Raw genomic sequence first — 17,175 nt, forward strand, 5'->3', positions numbered from 1 at the left:
GTTAAATATTAGATAAAATCAAAGGATTGGTAAAAAACCAGACTCAGTTAAAGATTTTAATCCAATAAATGAAACACAATCAAAAGCCTGAATTTCTTTATAACGATCTAATTTCATCCAAGCATCTCATCAACAAGTACCTTGAATGTTCCATATGGCTGTGCGCCAGTTATCATTTCAGCTTGTCCCTCTTGAGGAATTATGATGAATGTTGGAGTAGATCTTACCCCTGCATCTGATGCAATTTTTTTGTTCTCATTTACCTGTTGCTCATATTTTTTAGAGTCAAGGCATTCATTGAATGAATCTACATCAAGACCATTAATTCCAGTCACCAACAACTTTAGATTCTCCGAATTTGCCCAACCATCATTTTCATGTCCCTGATTTGCATATACAAAATCATGATATTCCCAGTATAGATCTTGCTCCGCTGCACAATAACTTCCAGCATGGATGGTTATAGAGTCTGGCCCAATAATGGCAAAATCAACGTAGATGAGACTTACCTTGCCAGTTTCAATTAGGTTTTGCACTATTACAGGTTTGGTATTCTCATTCCATCTCTTGCAAAACGGGCATTGATAGTCACCAAATTCTATAATGGTGACAGGTGAGGATAGATCTCCTAGAACAGGAGAGCCATTTCTTGTATCTAATGATAGTTTGGTGGCTCTAGGATTGTCTGCCTTGATCGAATCTGGATTCATTGCAGCTGCAGTAATACCCACAGCAATCACTACTGCAATTATTCCAATTATTATGAACTTGGTTTTTGAGTTTTCAGAAGGTTTTGTCTTTCTGTTTCTCTTTCCCATACCGTCAATTTGTTGTGGGTATTAAAAGAATTTATCCAAAAAGAATGAATTACATATATTATTCTCCAAAGCATAACTGAGAAATTACGCACTACAAGCAAATTAGCTAAATAGTATTTCTTGGTAGTTTTAATAAGGCATTGAATTGATATAAAAAGGATTTTCTTGTATCTAAGATTTTGGTTTCAATATAGTACAAGTATTATTTTAAAGGTTTTTTTGCATCTTCAATTTGATTTGTATGTACATAGACATTTCCATTATCGTCGTAATCACATATTTTAAAAGGATAAAAAAATAATCTAATTTTTTAGTTTTAAGACACTTAAGAAAATTATTCTTTGGAGCAATCACAATTTGAACACATCTTATTGATAATTTTAGAACCACATTCCATACATATGCCCTCACCTACATCTGCACGTATGGATTTGCGCTTTTTTCCAACGTAGAGTTTAATTCCAAAATACATAAGAATTACTATGATAGCTGCATAAACAGGGGCCATGAATGGAATCAGACCAATCATAAATAGAAAGAGACCTACAATCAAAACAATTTCTCGCCTTTCAAATTTCAATAAAATCAAAATGATGTCAAATCGATAAAAACATGCCGGAGCTCAGTGCCATTAGTTTACTTCATTTTAAAGTCATTACTCTAACTCATCTTCATTGCTCGGCAATTAATCTAGAAGATAATTTCTTTATAAGATAACAAAATGGTGGGATCGGAGAGATTTGAACACTCGACCTCTGCGTCCCAAACGCAGAATCATACCAAGCTAGACCACGATCCCAGTATGCCATAAAAATTGCCCAATTTAAGCTTCACAGATAATAATTTGAGCAAATTTTGAAGATATTATTGCTGTTTTTAGAGTTTTAAGAAATAAAATGTATCAATCTAATGAATTGTAATAATCCCAATCTCATGCCAATAAAATTTACTATTATTTCATGGTTCAAATTCGATTGATCATTACATGCATGTGGCCATAATTATGGAGACATAATCCATACTTGCCTGGAAATTAAAGGGATTTAAAAGATCACTCATCATAGATAAAAAATTCATTAGCATTGAAATTTTAGTTAACATATGACAAAAAATGCCATCATACTTCACAAAAAACTAAAAGGTAAAATCTACATTGAAAGCAAAATTCCCAAAATAACAAATGAGAATTTGCAACTCATTTACACCCCAGGCGTAGCAACAGTATGTAAGGAAATTCTTAACAATCCCAATCAGAAATATCATTTAACCACCAAGGGAAATAATGTTGCAATAATTACTGACGGAACTAGAATCTTAGGACTAGGTGATATTGGTCCGGATGCGGCGTTGCCTGTAATGGAGGGAAAGTCAGTGTTGTACAGAGAATATGGAAAAATTAACGCTTATCCAATATGCCTTAACACTACTGACAAGAAAAAAATCATCGATACAATAATTGCGATAGAACCTATGTTTGGTGCAATAAACCTAGAGGACATTGAATCACCAAAGGTGCTTGATATTTCAAATGAAATTGTAAAAAAACTATCAATACCAGTGTTCCACGATGACAGACACGGAACAGCGATTGTGGTTCTAGCAGCCATGATAAATTCGCTAAAAATAATGAGTAAAAAAATATCAGAGATCAAAGTAGTAATAGTTGGTGCAGGTTCTGCAGGGTATGGTATTGCCAAACTGTTAAATTTTGCTGGCTGTAAAAATATCATTGTGCTAGACTCCAAAGGAGCAATACATAAAAAAAGAAAAACCAACATGAACAAATACAAACTAGAACTTGCGCAATTTACAAATCAAAAAGAAGTAGGATATCTTGAGGATGTAATAAAAAAAGCAGATGTATTCATCGGAGTATCTGGAATCAAGAATCTCCTAAAACCTAGAATGATCAAAGAGATGAATGAAAGTCCAATAGTATTTGCACTTACAAACCCCGAACCTGAGATAGATCCCAATATGGCAAAAAAATATGGTGCAAGTGTAGTTGCTACTGGAAGCTTCAGATATGAAAACAAGGTGAATAATGCCCTGGTTTTTCCGTATCTGATGAGGTCAATATTAGATTTGAAGATACAAAAGGTAACTCTAGAAATATTATACGTTACTGCTTTAGCAATTGCCAATACTGTACCAAAAAACAAGCTTGCCGAAAATCACATAATTCCCTCAATCAATGACAAAAACCTACAAAAAAATATTACCAAATCTTTAACAAATATCTAGTATTTCAAATACTGAATTTAAAAGATTGAATTTACAAGTTGAAGGGAAGCCTCAAATTAAGCCCAATGTGGAGGTTAGGTGCATATAATAACTCAAATCAAATCGGTAGATAATCATTTTAAAGGTAGTTAAAAAAGCGAAAATATGGTAATCGAGGAATATATCAAGGCAGGTAAGATTGCATCAGAAGTAAGAGAGATGGTTCGAAAAAAGAATTGGGTTGGCAAGTCAGTTTATGATATTTGTGAGGAAGTTGAAAATGAGATTAAAAAAAGAGGAGCAGGATGTGCTTTCCCAGTAAATGCAAGTATCAACGAGGTTGCTGCACATTATACTGCAGAGCCAAATGATCCTATCACGATCAAAGACACAGATTTGATAAAGATTGATCTTGGTGCACAAATTAATGGGTACATTGCAGATACTGCGGTTACTGTCTGTTACGACGTACAGTTTGATAGTCTAGTTCAAGCCGCAGAAGAGGCATTGGCAAATGCAATGTCCATGGTAAAAACAGGAGTCAAGGCAAGCGATATTGGACGTACCATAGAAACTACAATTAAAAAAAGAGGGTTCAAACCAATTGCAAACCTTAGTGGACATTCATTGGATCAATACACAATACATGCGGGAAAATCAATTCCAAATATTTGGTCAATTGGGGGATTTTCACTTTCAGAGAATTCAGCCTATGCATGTGAACCATTTGTAACAACAGAACAAGGAGGAGGGTTTGTAAGAAACGGAAAAATAAAAAATATTTTTGCGCTTAATTCACGAAAGAAAACAAAGAACGAAGAAGCAGATAAACTTCTGGATTTTATTTGGAATAATTTTAACATGCTGCCATTTGCTTTGAGATGGCTAGTAAAAGATTGGGAAGAAAAGAAAGCAAGAGAATTATTACATGTGTTAATTAACAAGAAAGCTGTTCAAGCATATCCAATTCTGATCGAAGTAAACGAACAAAAAGTTGCTCAAGCAGAACATACATTCATACCCAATGAAAACGGGGCAACAGTTACAACTCAGATCCAATAAAAATACAAAAGTACATGAGATAATTTGAGTGATGAAGTAAGACCTTGTCCGCAATGTGGGGGATTTATGTTCAAAGAACAAGGAGAGAGCATATCATGGTTTTGTCCTTCATGTAATGTAAAATTTAGAACAAAATAATCCAATCATCCATCTAAAGGTTCGCCAAATATTTTTTCAATACTAGTGAGATTACCACATGAAATGCATTTTGAAGACATAGTGAATAATGTATCACCCTCTGAGAATGCTCGTTTTTTCATAGCATTGCATTTAGTACATTTTTCAACAGTAAATGCCATAACAATTTTTTTTTTCTTTGAGAAATTCATTGTGGAACTCCTACTGTATTACCTACACCAATTATCACCAGAGATTGGCCAGGTTTAGTATTTTCGCGAATCATCTCATAGAGTTGTGAGCGGGCATTATCTGCAGTATCAGCTATATCTTTTGTCATCAAAGTTATTGCCTCTTTTACAGATTGTTTAATCACAATAGAAAAGATTGGTATCTGATGAGATGTGGCAATATCTTCAATCTGAAATCTTTCAGTTCCAATTCCACCTATTGCCGCACCAAAACCTCTTGCAACAGATGCGGAATCCTCACCTTCCAATTTTAATGCAGCATCAATCATAATTATTGCATCAAGTTTGTTTCTAGAAATAAGATTTTCCAATGCATCAGCAGGCCTACCCACTGTAGAGCTAGGTCCTTCAGCTTTTAAAAGAAATAATGTTCTATCCTCGAAATCAATTTTTGCAAGACTGGTCTGAAATGCGATTGATTCTTTGGAATTATTTAACATCATTTTTCCGACAACCATTGGACCTATTCCATCTCCAATTGGTTGACCCAGTTTAAATGGAGAAATTGCATCCCTCATGGCCTCTGCCTGTTCCATTATGAATGGGAGAATCATCTGTAGAGGTAAAATCAGCGGATAATTGTTTTGTTTTTTTGCAGTCAGAAACATGTGATTGATTATTTTATAGATCATTTGTAATGAGGAAGATATTTCAAGTAAAGTTTGAACTTTGGCTAATTCATAATTATTGATTTCTGGAGAAAGTAATTTTACATGTTCTCTACTATAGTCCTCTCTTGATCTAACAGTATGTCTAACTTTGTCAACTATACCATTAGGATCCATATCAACTGGCATGATTGTAAAATAATCTAAAAATTGATCAATTTTTTTTGTAGGATCATTCTTTGGATTCAAATTATTTTTTACATAATTAATTAATTCAGAACGAGATTCGGATCTAAAACCATCTAGTTTTTTGATTGCTTTATTGAGTTCATTAGAAGTAACAAGTAATTGAATTCTTTGACCATAAAAAATAAAAAGAACTATTGGAAGGATCCAAATTAGCATCATTATAGGATTTGTTTCATCATTCATTGCAAACAATTGATCAAAATCAAAATTTGTAAAATTCACTAAATTCATCACCTGCCAATTCCAAATTAAACCATTCGTCAGAAGGGTAAAAAATAGTAAAAAATGAATAACAAGAGTCAAAATAATGGCGAGTGCTTTTATTATAGTTCAAATATAAAAAAATCCGAATATGCCACAAACAAAACCTATCATAAGCGTGGAAAATGTTGTAGCATCCGCAGACGTTATGCAAAAAATGGATTTGAATGAAATTACAAAAACATTTCCAGATGTGGAGTATCATCCAGATCAATTTCCAGGACTGGTTTTTCGACTAAAAACTCCAAAAACGGCAACATTGATCTTCACATCAGGTAAAATGGTATGTACAGGCTCCAAATCTGAAGAAATGGCAAGAAAAGCAGTGAAAACAGTTGTGCAGAAACTCAGAAAAGGAGGCATCAAAGTAAAAAAAGACGCAGTAGTTACAATTCAAAACATTGTAGCTTCAATCAATTTAGGTGGAAAGATTCACTTAGAGCAAGCAGCAAGAACATTGCCACGAAGCATGTATGAACCAGAACAGTTTCCGGGACTAATTCATAGAATGCTAGACCCAAAAACAGTAATTTTGTTATTTTCATCAGGGAAACTTGTTTGTACAGGTGCTAAACAAGAACCAGATGTATATAGATCAGTAAATAATTTGCATGCGTTACTCGAAGAAAAAGATTTGATGATTTATGACTGATCGCATAAAATCAATATTATATTATTTAATTAAAACTCAAAGAATTAACACATAGCAACATAGACAAGGTACAAACCAAGATCAATCTTGATCTTGGAATTAGACTATTCAAAATTACTTTTCAAAAAATAAATAAATTATTTTATTGGACTTCCAAGAGGAACATCTTCTGTCACAGTTAACCAAAAGGGCTTATCATCAACATCAGCTGCCAGTAACATTGCATTTGATTCAACTCCCGCCATCTTTTTTGGTTCAAGATTTGCAACAACAATGACGGTTTTACCCACAATATCTTCAGGTTTATAGTATTGTGCACCACCAATTATCACATCACGTTGATCACCATTTCCCAAATCAATTAGACCTTTAACGATCCTGGATTTACCTTCTATGGGTTCAGTTGCAATGATTTTTGCAACTCTAATGTCGATCTTTGCAAAGTCATCATACGATATAGTCAACATAATAAACCCTAATTTTCCCGCTTAAAATCAATTTCCAATTTATTGTAATTCCTTTTTGTTAATCCCAGAAGTTTCAATTTCATATCTTAATGCTGCCGGCATTTCCATGTATTTTTTGTTGACAAGTTCGATTATTTGGTCTTCAGGAACATGAACTTTTGCTAGTAATTTCCCTCTTTGATGAGCATACGCATTTTTCCAAAACCCAGCACCATCAAAAGTTTCAATTTTTGGCATGTATTTTGTAGGTTTCATTTTCTTTTAAATTTAAAGTGACTGTGACGGAAGAGTGGCAAACGCCATTGGAACTGGAGTTACTGTTCCGGATTTTAGGCATGTTGCCCATCACAGTCTACTACAAGTCGTACAGGAATCTAATATATTTAATGCGGAATTAGTATAAAACATGGCTACAATAGAAGTTGAGGTGGAAATTAATGCCTCAGTAGACAAAGTGTGGGATATTGTTTCAGACATGGATAATGAACCAAAGTTTTGGAAAGGAACAAAAGAAGTTAGAAACATATCCAAAGACGCAAACATCATCAACAGAGAAGTTACAATAGTTTTCAGAGATCAAAAATGCCTACAGGAGGTTAAACTTGAACCAAAAGAAAAGATAATAGTCAAATTTACAAAAGGCATCATAAACGGAGAAAAGATTATTGTGTTAATGCCTAAAGGAGAAAAAACTTTACTTCGTACAATTTGGGATGTCAAATTATCAGGTATGATGGGAATGTTTACAGGAATTATAAAAAATCACATCAAAAGTGGTACAGAACAAGCAATGCAAAGCATCAAAAAAGAAGCAGAGTGATAATATATGGAAATAATTTTAGATTTTTTCAATTATGGATTAACGGCAATTTTAATTGGAATTTCTGGAGCTTGGATATTTCTCATCAAATCCATTATTGAATCAGTGAAATTAACACCATATCTAGATAAATTTGAGAATACGTCCAGATCAACTCCCAAAGTTTCAGTTATTCTACCAGCAAGAAATGAGGAGGAGTTTCTAGGAAAATGTTTAGAATCATTGTTAGAACAAGACTATGAAAATTATGAGATCATAGTAATAGATGATTCATCAGAGGACTCTACAGGAAAAATAATTTGCCAATATGCTAAGAAAAACTCCAAAATAATTCATGTGTCTGCAAGACCAAAACCTGAAGGATGGATGGGTAAAAACTGGGCATGTATGGAAGGATATAGAAAAGTAACTGGAGAACTTTTGTTATTTACAGATGCAGACACAAAACATTCTAAAAATACCATATCGTTAGCAGTAGCACATTTAATTTCATTTAATTTAGATGCATTGTCTACCATTCCAAAAATGTTAACATTTGATTTTTGGACAAAAATATCACTTCCAATGATATCCACATTTTTACACACTAGATTTTCTGCACTAAATGTAAACAATCCTTCAAAGAAAACAGCATATTTCTTTGGAAGTTTTTTCATCATGAAAAAAAATACATATGATGAGATAGGAATGCATGAAGGAGTAAAACACGAAATTATTGAAGATGGTGCACTTGGTAAAAAAACAAAGGATCTTGGATATAAAATAAAAATAGTTAGAGGAGAGCACCTTATTCATGCTGTTTGGGCACGAGATAAAATCACGTTATGGAATGCATTAAAAAGATTAATGGTTCCTCTGTATCTTCAAAGTGAAAAGATTGCGATAGGAAGTTTCTTTGCAACATTATTTTTGTTGTTTGTGCCATTTCCAATATTTGTAACTTCAGTGCTTTTACCTGCAGAAACAATATCTGCAAAAATGCTTTGTGTTGCAGCAGCTCTTGCATCATTTTTGATTTATGTGGCTGCAATTATTGAAACCAAATTTTTACTCGAATTAAGATTAATCCATGCATTATTTGCCCCATTAGGAGGTTTGGTGGTGGTTTTAGGATTTTTGAGCGGATTACTTCAGGCAAAAAAATCATCATCAGTTTCATGGAGAGGAAGAAATTATTCAATGAAAGATCATACTCAAAGTTCAATCAGTGTATAGCAAGCCTTTTAGATAGAAAACAAGAAATTAAAAAATCGTGGACAAATCAAGTGTATTTGTAGGTGGAGTTGTTGGAGCAGCAATAGTTGTAGTCATTGTTGCGGCACTATTTGTTTCACCGCCAATATCACAAAAATCAGATATTGTAATTAGCAAAGAAAATACATCTAGTGCATTAGCAGAAATATCGCCAAATTATTCGGGGTTATCGCTAATTGAAATTTTTGAAAAATCAGAATCAGGAGTAGTAAGAGTCAATGTACAACGAAATGATACAAGTGAGAGAGTAGGAGGGGTTGGTTCAGGTTTTGTGTTTGATAAAAAAGGACATATAATAACAAACGCTCATGTTATTAAAAATGCAGTAAAAATGGCAGTCACATTCCTTGATGGTAGATCATATAATGCAGAAATCATCGGTGTTGACGAATATACAGACATTGCAGTGATCAAAGTAAATGCAGATTTGAGTCTCTTACACCCACTTTCACTAGGAGATTCATCAAATCTTAAAGTTGGAGAACAGATAGCTGCAATTGGAAATCCATTTGGATTATCAGGTTCTATGACTTCAGGAATTGTAAGTCAGTTGGGAAGATTACTTCCTTCAGGTTTAGGATATTCAATTCCAGATGTAATACAAACAGATGCAGCCATTAATCCTGGTAATTCAGGTGGACCACTACTAAATATGCGAGGAGATGTTGTAGGAATAAACACTGCAATTCAATCAGCTACTGGGGAATTTACAGGTGTAGGGTTTTCAGTACCATCGCAAACAATTGCCAAAATTGTTCCAACACTGATTGAAAAAGGAGAATACAAGCATCCATGGATCGGGATTGCTGGAAGAGACATAGATCCTGATCTAGCAAAAATTTTGAATCTCAAAGATGCCATAGGATTTTTAGTTGTAACTGTAGTAGACGATAGTCCAGCTGCTAAAGCAGGTTTGATCGGATCTGAGAAAACTATTGAGGTGGAAGGAATAAAATATCCAATTGGAGGAGACATTATTTTATCAGTTGACAAAATTGAAGTCAGAAAGATTGACGACATACTGATTCACTTACAAAGATCAAAGTCAGTTGGGGATGAAATGGTTTTAGAAATACTCAGAGACAGTAGAACAACAAACGTAATAATAGTACTTCAAGAAAGACCAAATGGTAATTAAAACAAAACAAGCATAAATACCACTTTGTAAGAATCCTTTCTGTTGAATGATCTTATTTTAGACTCTGAGGAATTAAGTCGTGTTTTAGAGGATAAAGAAATTTCACAGCAAGACATCATTGAAGTGTATAAAAATTCAATAGAGAATCCTGATGAACTTTTTTCTACTGCGCAGGAATTGAGAGAGAAATTCAAGAAGAATTCAGTTACATTTTCGAAAAAAGCATTTTTCAATATAATTAATCTCTGTAAAGATACCTGTTCATATTGCACATACAAATCTGAGCCAGGAGAACAAAAACTTTCTCTAATGTCAAAACAACAAATTTCAGAATTACTACAACTTGCAAAAAAATACAGGTGCACTGAAGCACTTTTTGTTACAGGTGAACAGCCAGAACAAAAATATCAAGAAGCAAGAGATTGGTTAAAGAAAAATGGATTTAGTTCAACGGCAGAGTATCTAATTCATGCATCAGAACTAGCATTGGAATCAGGATTGTTCCCTCACACTAATGCAGGAAACTTAAATTTTGAAGAGATGAAGGAGTTAAAGAAATCAAATGTATCAATGGGAATAATGCTTGAAAACATTAGCGAGAGATTAACAAAAAGAGGAATGCCGCATTATTTGGCAGCAAGTAAAAGACCAAAAGCAAGATTAGAAGTGCTAGAGAACTCTGGAAGATTAGGAATACCTATGACTACAGGAATACTAGTAGGAATAGGAGAGACGATGCATGAAATCATAGACTCCATATTTGCAATAAAACATTTACATCAAAAATATGGGAATATTCAAGAAATTATTTTACAAAATTTTCAACCTAAAGAAGACACTTTAATGAAAAATGAACCATCAGCTGATGAAAAATATTTCAAGATAGTGGTTGCGTTAACAAGAATAATCATGCCAAAAATGAACATACAAATCCCACCAAACTTATCTCCGAGATCATATCAGAGTTTCTTATCAGTTGGAATTAATGATTGGGGTGGAATCTCACCACTTACTCCAGATTTTGTAAATCCTGAATTTTCTTGGCCAAAAATCAATGATGTCGATAAGAATTCCAAAAAAGTAGGATTTGAATTAAAATGCAGATTCCCAGTATATCCCGAATTTTTTTCATTTATTAGTAAAGAGTTAAGAGACAAGATGATAACAATTGAAAATGATGAGGGACTAGTAAAAGAGGAGTATTGGAAATGATAAATAACATAGAAGCACTTTTTAAAAATGCAGACCCAATTGTATCTGAAATTTTAGACAAGGCATTATCAGAAAAAGAAGTGTCAACAGAAGAAGGATTGGAGTTATACAAAACTACAGGGTTAGACTTTCATTTAGTAGGAATGGTTGCAAATGAATTAAGAAAGAGAAGAGTAGGAGATATTGTCTCATATGTAGTAAATAGAAATATCAATTTTACAAATGTCTGTATCAAACAATGTGGGTTTTGTGCATTTAGTAGAGATTTTAGAGAAGAAGAAGGCTACTTTCTACCAACCGAAGAGATTGTACGAAGAGCAAAAGAAGCATATCAATTAGGTGCAACAGAAGTCTGCATCCAAGCAGGACTACCACCGGATATGGATGGTCAATTATACGAAAATATTTGTAGAGAAATCAAAAAAGAAATACCAGATATTCATATTCATGGGTTTTCTCCAGAGGAGATCTTATACGGAGCATCAAGATCAAATACATCAATAGAAGATTTTCTTAAAAGAATGAAGGAAGCAGGTGTAAACACACTTCCAGGTACATCAGCTGAAATTCTTGATCAAAAGTTGAGAGATAAGATATCCCCAGGAAGGATTAGCGTCAAAGATTGGGAAAAAGTTATCAAAACCGCACATAAGATAGGAATTAACACCACATCAACTATGATGTTTGGACATTTGGAAACACTAGAAGACAGAGTAAAACATATTGTAAAATTAAGAGAGATTCAAAAAGAAACAGGAGGATTTACAGAATTTGTTCCTCTAAATTTTATTCATATAGAAGCACCAATGTACAAACACCAAATACATGAAGGAATTAGACAGGGCGGTAGTGGTAATGATGTATTACTCACACATGCAATTGCAAGGATTATGCTAAATAATCACATTAACAATATTCAAATGTCATGGGTAAAGGAGGGTCAAAAAATGTCACAGTTATTACTTATGTGGGGAGCAAATGATTTTGGAGGAACACTAATCAATGAAAGTATTTCAACATCAGCAGGATCCGAACATGGTCAGTTGTTAAGACCAAAAGAGATTAAGAGAAGAGTAAGAGAGATTGGAAGAATTCCAGCTGAAAGAAACACACATTATGAAATTCTAAAAAAGTTTGAGGACGAAAATGAAACGGATGAAAAATTGGACAAAGTAAAAAATTCGCAGTTTGGTTCGTATGTTGAACTAATAAAAATTAAAAAATTCAAATATAAAAATCCAAGAGGCGAGTAATTGTCTGCCTTAGAAAAGGCATTAAAACATTCACAAAAAAGAGAAGTTGATGAATGTGAAATAACAAGTGTTAAAAAAAAGATCATCACAGTCAGAATTACAGATTCAGAAATTGTAGAAATCAAAGAAAATTTTAACAGAGATTTTGGGATCAGACTAATCCAAGATAAGAAAATTGCAGCAGTTCAAACTACAAATGAAAAAGAGATAGAAAAATCAATAGATGAAGGATTAAAATCATTGACAAATCTTAAATCCAGAGAATTTTGGAAAGGATTACCGTATTCAGTACATCATAAAATACTCAAGGGAACGTTTGATAAAGAATTAGAGCAGATTTCAGGTTCAAAAGTAATTGATATCGCACAAAGTATGATAAATTCATCCAATAATAATAAAATAGACACAATTACAGGATCACTTAACATTGTATCAGAAGATTTTGAATTAAGAAATTCAAACGGATTGTATTATGAGGAGAAAGCCACATACATTTCAGGAATCATAAATGCAGAATCAGAACATGGAAGAACACCAGTATCAGGAATTGGATATGATTGTGGAAGAACACTAGTAAATTTTGATATAGAGCAAATCGGAAATAATGCAAAAAATATGTGTATAGAATCAATAAATCCACAAAAAATTGATTCTGGAACATATTCGATAATTTTTGAACCGTATTCTGTTGGAGAATTACTTGCATTTGTTGTAGCACCAAATTTTAATTTTAAAACAGTTTCAGAAAAAAAAAGTTGTTTTTCAAAGGATTTTGAGAAAGATATTGCAACTAACGAATTTACCATGATTGATGATCCACATATTGCAGAAGGAATTGGAACTAAATCAATAGATGATGAAGGTATGGAAACTAGGAAAAATAATTTAATTGAGAAAGGGGTTTTCAAAAATACTTTTTCAAATCTTTTTGACAGCTATAAAGAAGGGGATAAATCTACAGGAAATGGTTTAAGAATAGGATCTCCATTGGGGAGGAGTTCAGAACCAATACCAATTTCAGCTCCACATAATCTCAAAATTGATTCTGGAAATAGTTCACAAGAAGAAATGATAAGAAATACAAAACACGGTCTAGTTGTAGGAAGACTATGGTACACATATGCAATTAATCCAATCAAAGGAGATTTTTCATGTACAGCCAGAAGTGGAATCAGAGTAATCAAGAACGGTGAAATCAAAGGAGCATGTAAATCAGTGAGAATAATACATAATCTTCCAATATTGTTGAAAAACATTTCAGAAATCGGAGACAATACACGAAATACAATTCAATGGGCATCACTTCCATCAATAACACCATCAATTAAAGTAGAAAACATATCAGTCAACAATATTTAGTGCGAGAAGCAAAATGCTATTTGAAAAAAGTAACAATAAGATATGCAAAATAACCTATAGTCAAACATATACCCATAGTCCTATTGATGAACCCAGTTTTTAATGCAATTAATAGAGATGCGCTAAAAATTATCATGATAGCATAATCAATATAGACATCAGATGATACTATCACTCCACCAAGAACAGCACCTACACCCATAATCATTAAAATATTGTAGATATTACTTCCAATAATATTTCCAACACCAATATCAGTATGACCTTTTTTTATTGCAATCATAGATGTGATTAGTTCAGGCAGAGAAGTCCCAATTGCAATTACAGTTAAACCTATAATTTTTTCAGATAGGCCAAATTCTTTTGCCAAAATCACTGCATTGTCAACTGTTAGCATAGCACCAACATACAAAAGAACAATACCAAGTCCAATAAAACCTGCAGATTTCAAATAAATGTTATTTTTTTCTAAAACAATTTCTTCAAGACTATTTTCTCGCTGTTTTTTTGCATCATTGTAAGTATAAAATGCAAATACACCCAACACACCAAGTAATAAAATTCCATCATATTGTGAAATTTCACCATCAATTGAAATCAATACGAGTAAGAAAGAAACGGCCAACATGATTGGGATGTCATTTTTTAATGAAGATTTGCTTACCGCTAATGGGACAAGAACTGAAGCTAAACCTACCACCAGTCCAATATTTGCAATATTACTTCCAACTATATTTCCCAAAATAATTGCACTGTGTTCTCCAGATGCGGCAATGCTTGCTGCAAGCTCAGGTGTGGAAGTCCCATATGCTACAATAGTCATTCCAATAATAAGATTATTTATACGGAATTTTTTTGCAATAGTTACACCGCCACTAACTAACCAGTTTCCACCAAAACATAACATCGCAATTCCAACTATTGTCAAAACGCCATTTAGAATAATTTCCACAAGAAGATTTCAATGCATGGTAGTTTAAATGAAATGATAATCAATTATTTTACAAGTCTAGCATTTCCAGTCAATCGTAAAAGTGTCTCAGATACAATTTATTACAGATTTTGGTAAGACAGATAATTATTTTGGATCTTTTAAAGATTCAAGAGTAGAATGGACATAATCAATTATTTTTAAATAATCTGCTCTAGGTTCAGTGCTAATCATAAACAGATCATTAGAATTAATTGGTATGCTAATTAAAGAAACTTTATCATATTCAGTGATAGCAGATCTTTCATGACCAATTCTATATGCCAAATTAGTATAAAGATCTCGTTTTTGTAAGGCATAATGAATTGACATCTTCATCTCATCAGTACTCAATATTTGATCAATGTTATCTTTTTGACCTCCTGATATCAATTCACCCTTGCTATTTGCAATACCTGCAAATCGAATCATGGGATCTAATTGAATGACTTGCTCACATAATTGGTCATATTTTTCACTCAAGACTTATCTCCTTATACCCTGAAATTTTAGCAATATTTCAGCGTTTACATTCAAATTAAATAAAAAATACGGCAAATCTAAAGTACCTTTTTAAATCTAGATTAGAAGACAAAAATTATGAAGAAAGTAGAAGCTATTGTTCAAAGTGAAGTTTCAAAACAAGTAGTAAACGCAATTAGAAAAATAGGAGTTGAAGGAGTAACAATGATTCAATCATTAGGACAAGGTGAAGGCGAACGTCCAGAAATAGGAGGACATCAAATTGAGTTCAATTCAACGGATGTGGTAATGACCGTAGTTCCAGATTCTAAGATCAAAGAAGTAATCACAGAGATCATCAGAGTTTCTCACACAGGTAAAAAAAGTGATGGTAAAATATTTGTCACCAATATAGAGGAATCATATGATATTGCTACAAAAGAAAAATCACAGTAATGAGGCAGAAAATTAGATCATTAGTTATTCACAGCCTCTATTTTTTTCACAAATAATTTTGAAAAAAAAGCCCTATTTATGAGAGTAGGTTGTTATCAAGCATAAAAATTAGATCGCAATTAAGCAAAAACACAATTATCAATGAAATTAGGTATAAAAAAATCAGATGTAAAGATCAATAAAACTCAAGTTAAAGACTAATAAGGTAATGTACCGTACTATACGGTATGATGCGAGCAAGACTAACATATGTCCCGCTAGAGGTAGCAGATCAATTCGAGGATTTCATCATAAAAAGAGATGAGCAAATTCTCGATGCAGTAAAAGCAAGGACAAGAGATTACAGTACATTGTCACTGTTAAAATTATTGTATCAGCTTAAAGGAAATCCCATGACATTTTCTGATTTGTATTCAAAATCAAAAATCAGAATGAAAAAATCATTCCTAAGCTATCTACATCTATGTGTGGATTACAAATTTATAAAAAAAGAAGCAGTTGGATCAAACATGATATACACGATTACAGACAAAGGAAGGATCATGTTAAATCTCTTTATACATAAAGAGAATTACCAAAATAGTGCAACTGTTTGAAAACAATTCCAAAAATTAGCATTGTAAGATAGAGCCAGATTGGAATGTTAATTTTTATTTAATTTTGATCATGTATAAACTGAAATTTGGGTAGAAGTAAAAGAAAAGTACTGAAAAGCAACTGACTCAAAGCATTCAAAAGTTAGTGGTTAAAGCAATTAAACATAATAAAAAAAGTAAAAAGATGCAAAGAGAGTTTCCAGAAGCAGAAGTATTTGAGTTAAAGAAAATAGAATTAAAGAGTCCAATAATTTTTGCAGGTTTTGTAGGTGCAGGTCTTGTAGGCCCAGTTGCGATAAACCATATAATTATAGAGTTAAAAATGTCAGAGATCGGAGTGATGAGATCAAAGTATCTTCCACCATCAACAGTTTTTATGAGAGGTAGATTACGTCATCCATTCAGATTTTATGCAAATCAAGAAGGAACAATTTGTACGATAATTTGTGAGATAACATTGCACATGAAGGGATTGTATTCACTAGTATCTTCAATTTTGGATTGGGCAGAGCAAAAAGGTTCTAAAGAAATAGTGATTTTAGATGGAGTTGCAAGTACAGAACACGATGATAAGGCATATTGTGCAGCTGAAGAAGATCTAGTAAGAACTATGGCAGAAAAAGACATCAGAATGATCCCACAGGGATTCATCACAGGTATACCAGGAGGCATACTAAATGAATGTCTAGTAAGGGAAATTCAAGGTTTAACGTTATTAGCAAAAGCAAATAGTGTATCACCAGATTCTGCCGCAGCTGCAACATTAATTGAAGCACTTAGCAAATTCTATGATATGAAGATCGATACATCAGAGCTAAGAAAAGATAAAGATAGGATTCATTCAGAATTTAGTAAATTATCTCAGAAATATGTAGAACATAGAGAAGAGATAGCCGGAATGTATATGTGATTTAAAATAGGCAAATTCTTTTATTCATATCAAATAC

20 protein-coding genes and 1 tRNA gene are annotated in these 17,175 nt (G+C 32.9%); 12 read left to right on the plus strand and 9 right to left on the minus strand.

Annotated features, from left to right (window positions below):
• Positions 1-113: 113 nt before the first annotated feature.
• The 3 genes from OEM44_04470 to OEM44_04480 form a co-directional block, all read right to left on the minus strand.
• Complete coding sequence (locus tag OEM44_04470) at positions 114-818, minus strand: DsbA family protein (GenBank protein ID MDH3516054.1); 705 nt, start codon at positions 816-818, stop codon at positions 114-116.
• A gap of 334 nt (positions 819-1,152) precedes the next feature.
• A complete protein-coding gene (locus OEM44_04475) occupies positions 1,153-1,398 on the minus strand; it encodes a hypothetical protein (protein ID MDH3516055.1) in 246 nt (81 codons plus the stop codon).
• 142 nt (positions 1,399-1,540) lie between these two features.
• Positions 1,541-1,617 (minus strand) — tRNA-Pro (locus OEM44_04480).
• A 302-nt stretch (positions 1,618-1,919) separates the two neighbouring features.
• On the opposite strand from OEM44_04480, the gene OEM44_04485 reads away from it, so the two are divergent.
• Together OEM44_04485 and map are read left to right on the plus strand one after the other, a co-directional pair.
• Positions 1,920-3,062: an NAD-dependent malic enzyme gene (locus tag OEM44_04485; protein ID MDH3516056.1), complete on the plus strand. Its 1,143-nt coding sequence runs from the start codon at positions 1,920-1,922 to the stop codon at positions 3,060-3,062.
• A 144-nt stretch (positions 3,063-3,206) separates the two neighbouring features.
• Entirely contained in the window at positions 3,207-4,103 is an 897-nt protein-coding gene (gene map, locus OEM44_04490) for a type II methionyl aminopeptidase (protein ID MDH3516057.1), read from the plus strand.
• A 143-nt stretch (positions 4,104-4,246) separates the two neighbouring features.
• Here map and OEM44_04495 read toward each other — a convergent pair whose 3' ends face one another.
• Together OEM44_04495 and OEM44_04500 are read right to left on the minus strand one after the other, a co-directional pair.
• Positions 4,247-4,432: a hypothetical protein gene (locus OEM44_04495; protein MDH3516058.1), complete on the minus strand. Its 186-nt coding sequence runs from the start codon at positions 4,430-4,432 to the stop codon at positions 4,247-4,249.
• Positions 4,429-5,559, minus strand: coding sequence for a DUF1512 domain-containing protein (locus OEM44_04500; GenBank protein ID MDH3516059.1), 1,131 nt, complete (start codon positions 5,557-5,559; stop codon positions 4,429-4,431). Before OEM44_04500 ends, OEM44_04495 begins: the two co-directional genes overlap by 4 nt.
• A gap of 121 nt (positions 5,560-5,680) precedes the next feature.
• Here OEM44_04500 and OEM44_04505 point away from each other — a divergent pair, with 121 nt between their 5' ends.
• Positions 5,681-6,241, plus strand: a complete 561-nt coding sequence (locus tag OEM44_04505) for a TATA-box-binding protein (GenBank protein MDH3516060.1) — start codon at positions 5,681-5,683, stop codon at positions 6,239-6,241.
• A gap of 137 nt (positions 6,242-6,378) precedes the next feature.
• Here the strand turns inward: OEM44_04505 and OEM44_04510 are convergent, their stop codons facing one another.
• Positions 6,379-6,708 (minus strand): tRNA-binding protein, encoded by a 330-nt coding sequence (locus OEM44_04510; GenBank protein ID MDH3516061.1) that lies wholly within the window; start codon positions 6,706-6,708, stop codon positions 6,379-6,381.
• Between the two features lie 39 nt (positions 6,709-6,747).
• Positions 6,748-6,945 (minus strand): hypothetical protein, encoded by a 198-nt coding sequence (locus OEM44_04515; GenBank protein MDH3516062.1) that lies wholly within the window; start codon positions 6,943-6,945, stop codon positions 6,748-6,750.
• Between the two features lie 169 nt (positions 6,946-7,114).
• Between OEM44_04515 and OEM44_04520 the strand changes: the two genes are divergently transcribed.
• Genes OEM44_04520 through OEM44_04545 form a run of 6 tightly spaced genes read left to right on the plus strand, consistent with a single transcriptional unit; the run spans position 7,115 to position 13,744 of the window.
• Complete coding sequence (locus OEM44_04520; GenBank protein ID MDH3516063.1) at positions 7,115-7,528, plus strand: SRPBCC family protein; 414 nt, start codon at positions 7,115-7,117, stop codon at positions 7,526-7,528.
• Between the two features lie 6 nt (positions 7,529-7,534).
• Entirely contained in the window at positions 7,535-8,743 is a 1,209-nt protein-coding gene (locus tag OEM44_04525) for a glycosyltransferase (protein ID MDH3516064.1), read from the plus strand.
• 37 nt (positions 8,744-8,780) lie between these two features.
• A complete protein-coding gene (locus OEM44_04530) occupies positions 8,781-9,920 on the plus strand; it encodes a trypsin-like peptidase domain-containing protein (protein ID MDH3516065.1) in 1,140 nt (379 codons plus the stop codon).
• Between the two features lie 42 nt (positions 9,921-9,962).
• The gene (cofG, locus tag OEM44_04535; protein MDH3516066.1) at positions 9,963-11,132 is read left to right on the plus strand and encodes a 7,8-didemethyl-8-hydroxy-5-deazariboflavin synthase subunit CofG; all 1,170 of its coding nucleotides are present in this window, start codon (positions 9,963-9,965) and stop codon (positions 11,130-11,132) included.
• Positions 11,129-12,385 carry a 5-amino-6-(D-ribitylamino)uracil--L-tyrosine 4-hydroxyphenyl transferase CofH gene (cofH, locus tag OEM44_04540; GenBank protein MDH3516067.1) on the plus strand — a complete coding sequence of 419 codons (1,257 nt, stop codon included), beginning with the start codon at positions 11,129-11,131 and terminating at the stop codon, positions 12,383-12,385. The genes cofG and cofH overlap by 4 nt, the downstream gene beginning before the upstream one ends.
• Complete coding sequence (locus tag OEM44_04545) at positions 12,386-13,744, plus strand: TldD/PmbA family protein (protein ID MDH3516068.1); 1,359 nt, start codon at positions 12,386-12,388, stop codon at positions 13,742-13,744.
• 16 nt (positions 13,745-13,760) lie between these two features.
• Here the strand turns inward: OEM44_04545 and OEM44_04550 are convergent, their stop codons facing one another.
• Together OEM44_04550 and OEM44_04555 are read right to left on the minus strand one after the other, a co-directional pair.
• Positions 13,761-14,696, minus strand: a complete 936-nt coding sequence (locus OEM44_04550) for a calcium/sodium antiporter (GenBank protein MDH3516069.1) — start codon at positions 14,694-14,696, stop codon at positions 13,761-13,763.
• A 126-nt stretch (positions 14,697-14,822) separates the two neighbouring features.
• Positions 14,823-15,197, minus strand: a complete 375-nt coding sequence (locus tag OEM44_04555) for a hypothetical protein (GenBank protein ID MDH3516070.1) — start codon at positions 15,195-15,197, stop codon at positions 14,823-14,825.
• A 117-nt stretch (positions 15,198-15,314) separates the two neighbouring features.
• On the opposite strand from OEM44_04555, the gene OEM44_04560 reads away from it, so the two are divergent.
• The 3 genes from OEM44_04560 (at position 15,315) to OEM44_04570 (ending at position 17,138) form a co-directional block, all read left to right on the plus strand.
• Complete coding sequence (locus OEM44_04560; protein ID MDH3516071.1) at positions 15,315-15,632, plus strand: P-II family nitrogen regulator; 318 nt, start codon at positions 15,315-15,317, stop codon at positions 15,630-15,632.
• 227 nt (positions 15,633-15,859) lie between these two features.
• Positions 15,860-16,228, plus strand: coding sequence for a DUF4364 family protein (locus tag OEM44_04565; GenBank protein ID MDH3516072.1), 369 nt, complete (start codon positions 15,860-15,862; stop codon positions 16,226-16,228).
• Between the two features lie 184 nt (positions 16,229-16,412).
• The gene (locus OEM44_04570) at positions 16,413-17,138 is read left to right on the plus strand and encodes a PAC2 family protein (GenBank protein MDH3516073.1); all 726 of its coding nucleotides are present in this window, start codon (positions 16,413-16,415) and stop codon (positions 17,136-17,138) included.
• The last annotated feature ends 37 nt before the right edge of the window (positions 17,139-17,175 follow it).

It is taken from the genome of Nitrosopumilus sp., assembly GCA_029862745.1.
In the GTDB taxonomy this organism is placed as follows: Archaea; Thermoproteota; Nitrososphaeria; order Nitrososphaerales; family Nitrosopumilaceae; genus Nitrosopumilus.

Coding starts and splice junctions, on each gene's coding strand:
- OEM44_04525 (MDH3516064.1), top strand. CDS start 7,535: ATGGAAATAATTTTAGATTTTTTCAATTATGGATTAACGGCAATTTTA.
- OEM44_04565 (MDH3516072.1), top strand. CDS start 15,860: ATGATGCGAGCAAGACTAACATATGTCCCGCTAGAGGTAGCAGATCAA.
- map (MDH3516057.1), top strand. CDS start 3,207: ATGGTAATCGAGGAATATATCAAGGCAGGTAAGATTGCATCAGAAGTA.
- OEM44_04515 (MDH3516062.1), bottom strand. CDS start 6,945: ATGCCAAAAATTGAAACTTTTGATGGTGCTGGGTTTTGGAAAAATGCG.
- OEM44_04560 (MDH3516071.1), top strand. CDS start 15,315: ATGAAGAAAGTAGAAGCTATTGTTCAAAGTGAAGTTTCAAAACAAGTA.
- OEM44_04520 (MDH3516063.1), top strand. CDS start 7,115: ATGGCTACAATAGAAGTTGAGGTGGAAATTAATGCCTCAGTAGACAAA.
- OEM44_04470 (MDH3516054.1), bottom strand. CDS start 818: ATGGGAAAGAGAAACAGAAAGACAAAACCTTCTGAAAACTCAAAAACC.
- cofH (MDH3516067.1), top strand. CDS start 11,129: ATGATAAATAACATAGAAGCACTTTTTAAAAATGCAGACCCAATTGTA.
- OEM44_04570 (MDH3516073.1), top strand. CDS start 16,413: ATGCAAAGAGAGTTTCCAGAAGCAGAAGTATTTGAGTTAAAGAAAATA.
- OEM44_04505 (MDH3516060.1), top strand. CDS start 5,681: ATGCCACAAACAAAACCTATCATAAGCGTGGAAAATGTTGTAGCATCC.
- OEM44_04500 (MDH3516059.1), bottom strand. CDS start 5,559: ATGAATTTAGTGAATTTTACAAATTTTGATTTTGATCAATTGTTTGCA.
- OEM44_04485 (MDH3516056.1), top strand. CDS start 1,920: ATGACAAAAAATGCCATCATACTTCACAAAAAACTAAAAGGTAAAATC.
- OEM44_04510 (MDH3516061.1), bottom strand. CDS start 6,708: ATGTTGACTATATCGTATGATGACTTTGCAAAGATCGACATTAGAGTT.
- OEM44_04495 (MDH3516058.1), bottom strand. CDS start 4,432: ATGAATTTCTCAAAGAAAAAAAAAATTGTTATGGCATTTACTGTTGAA.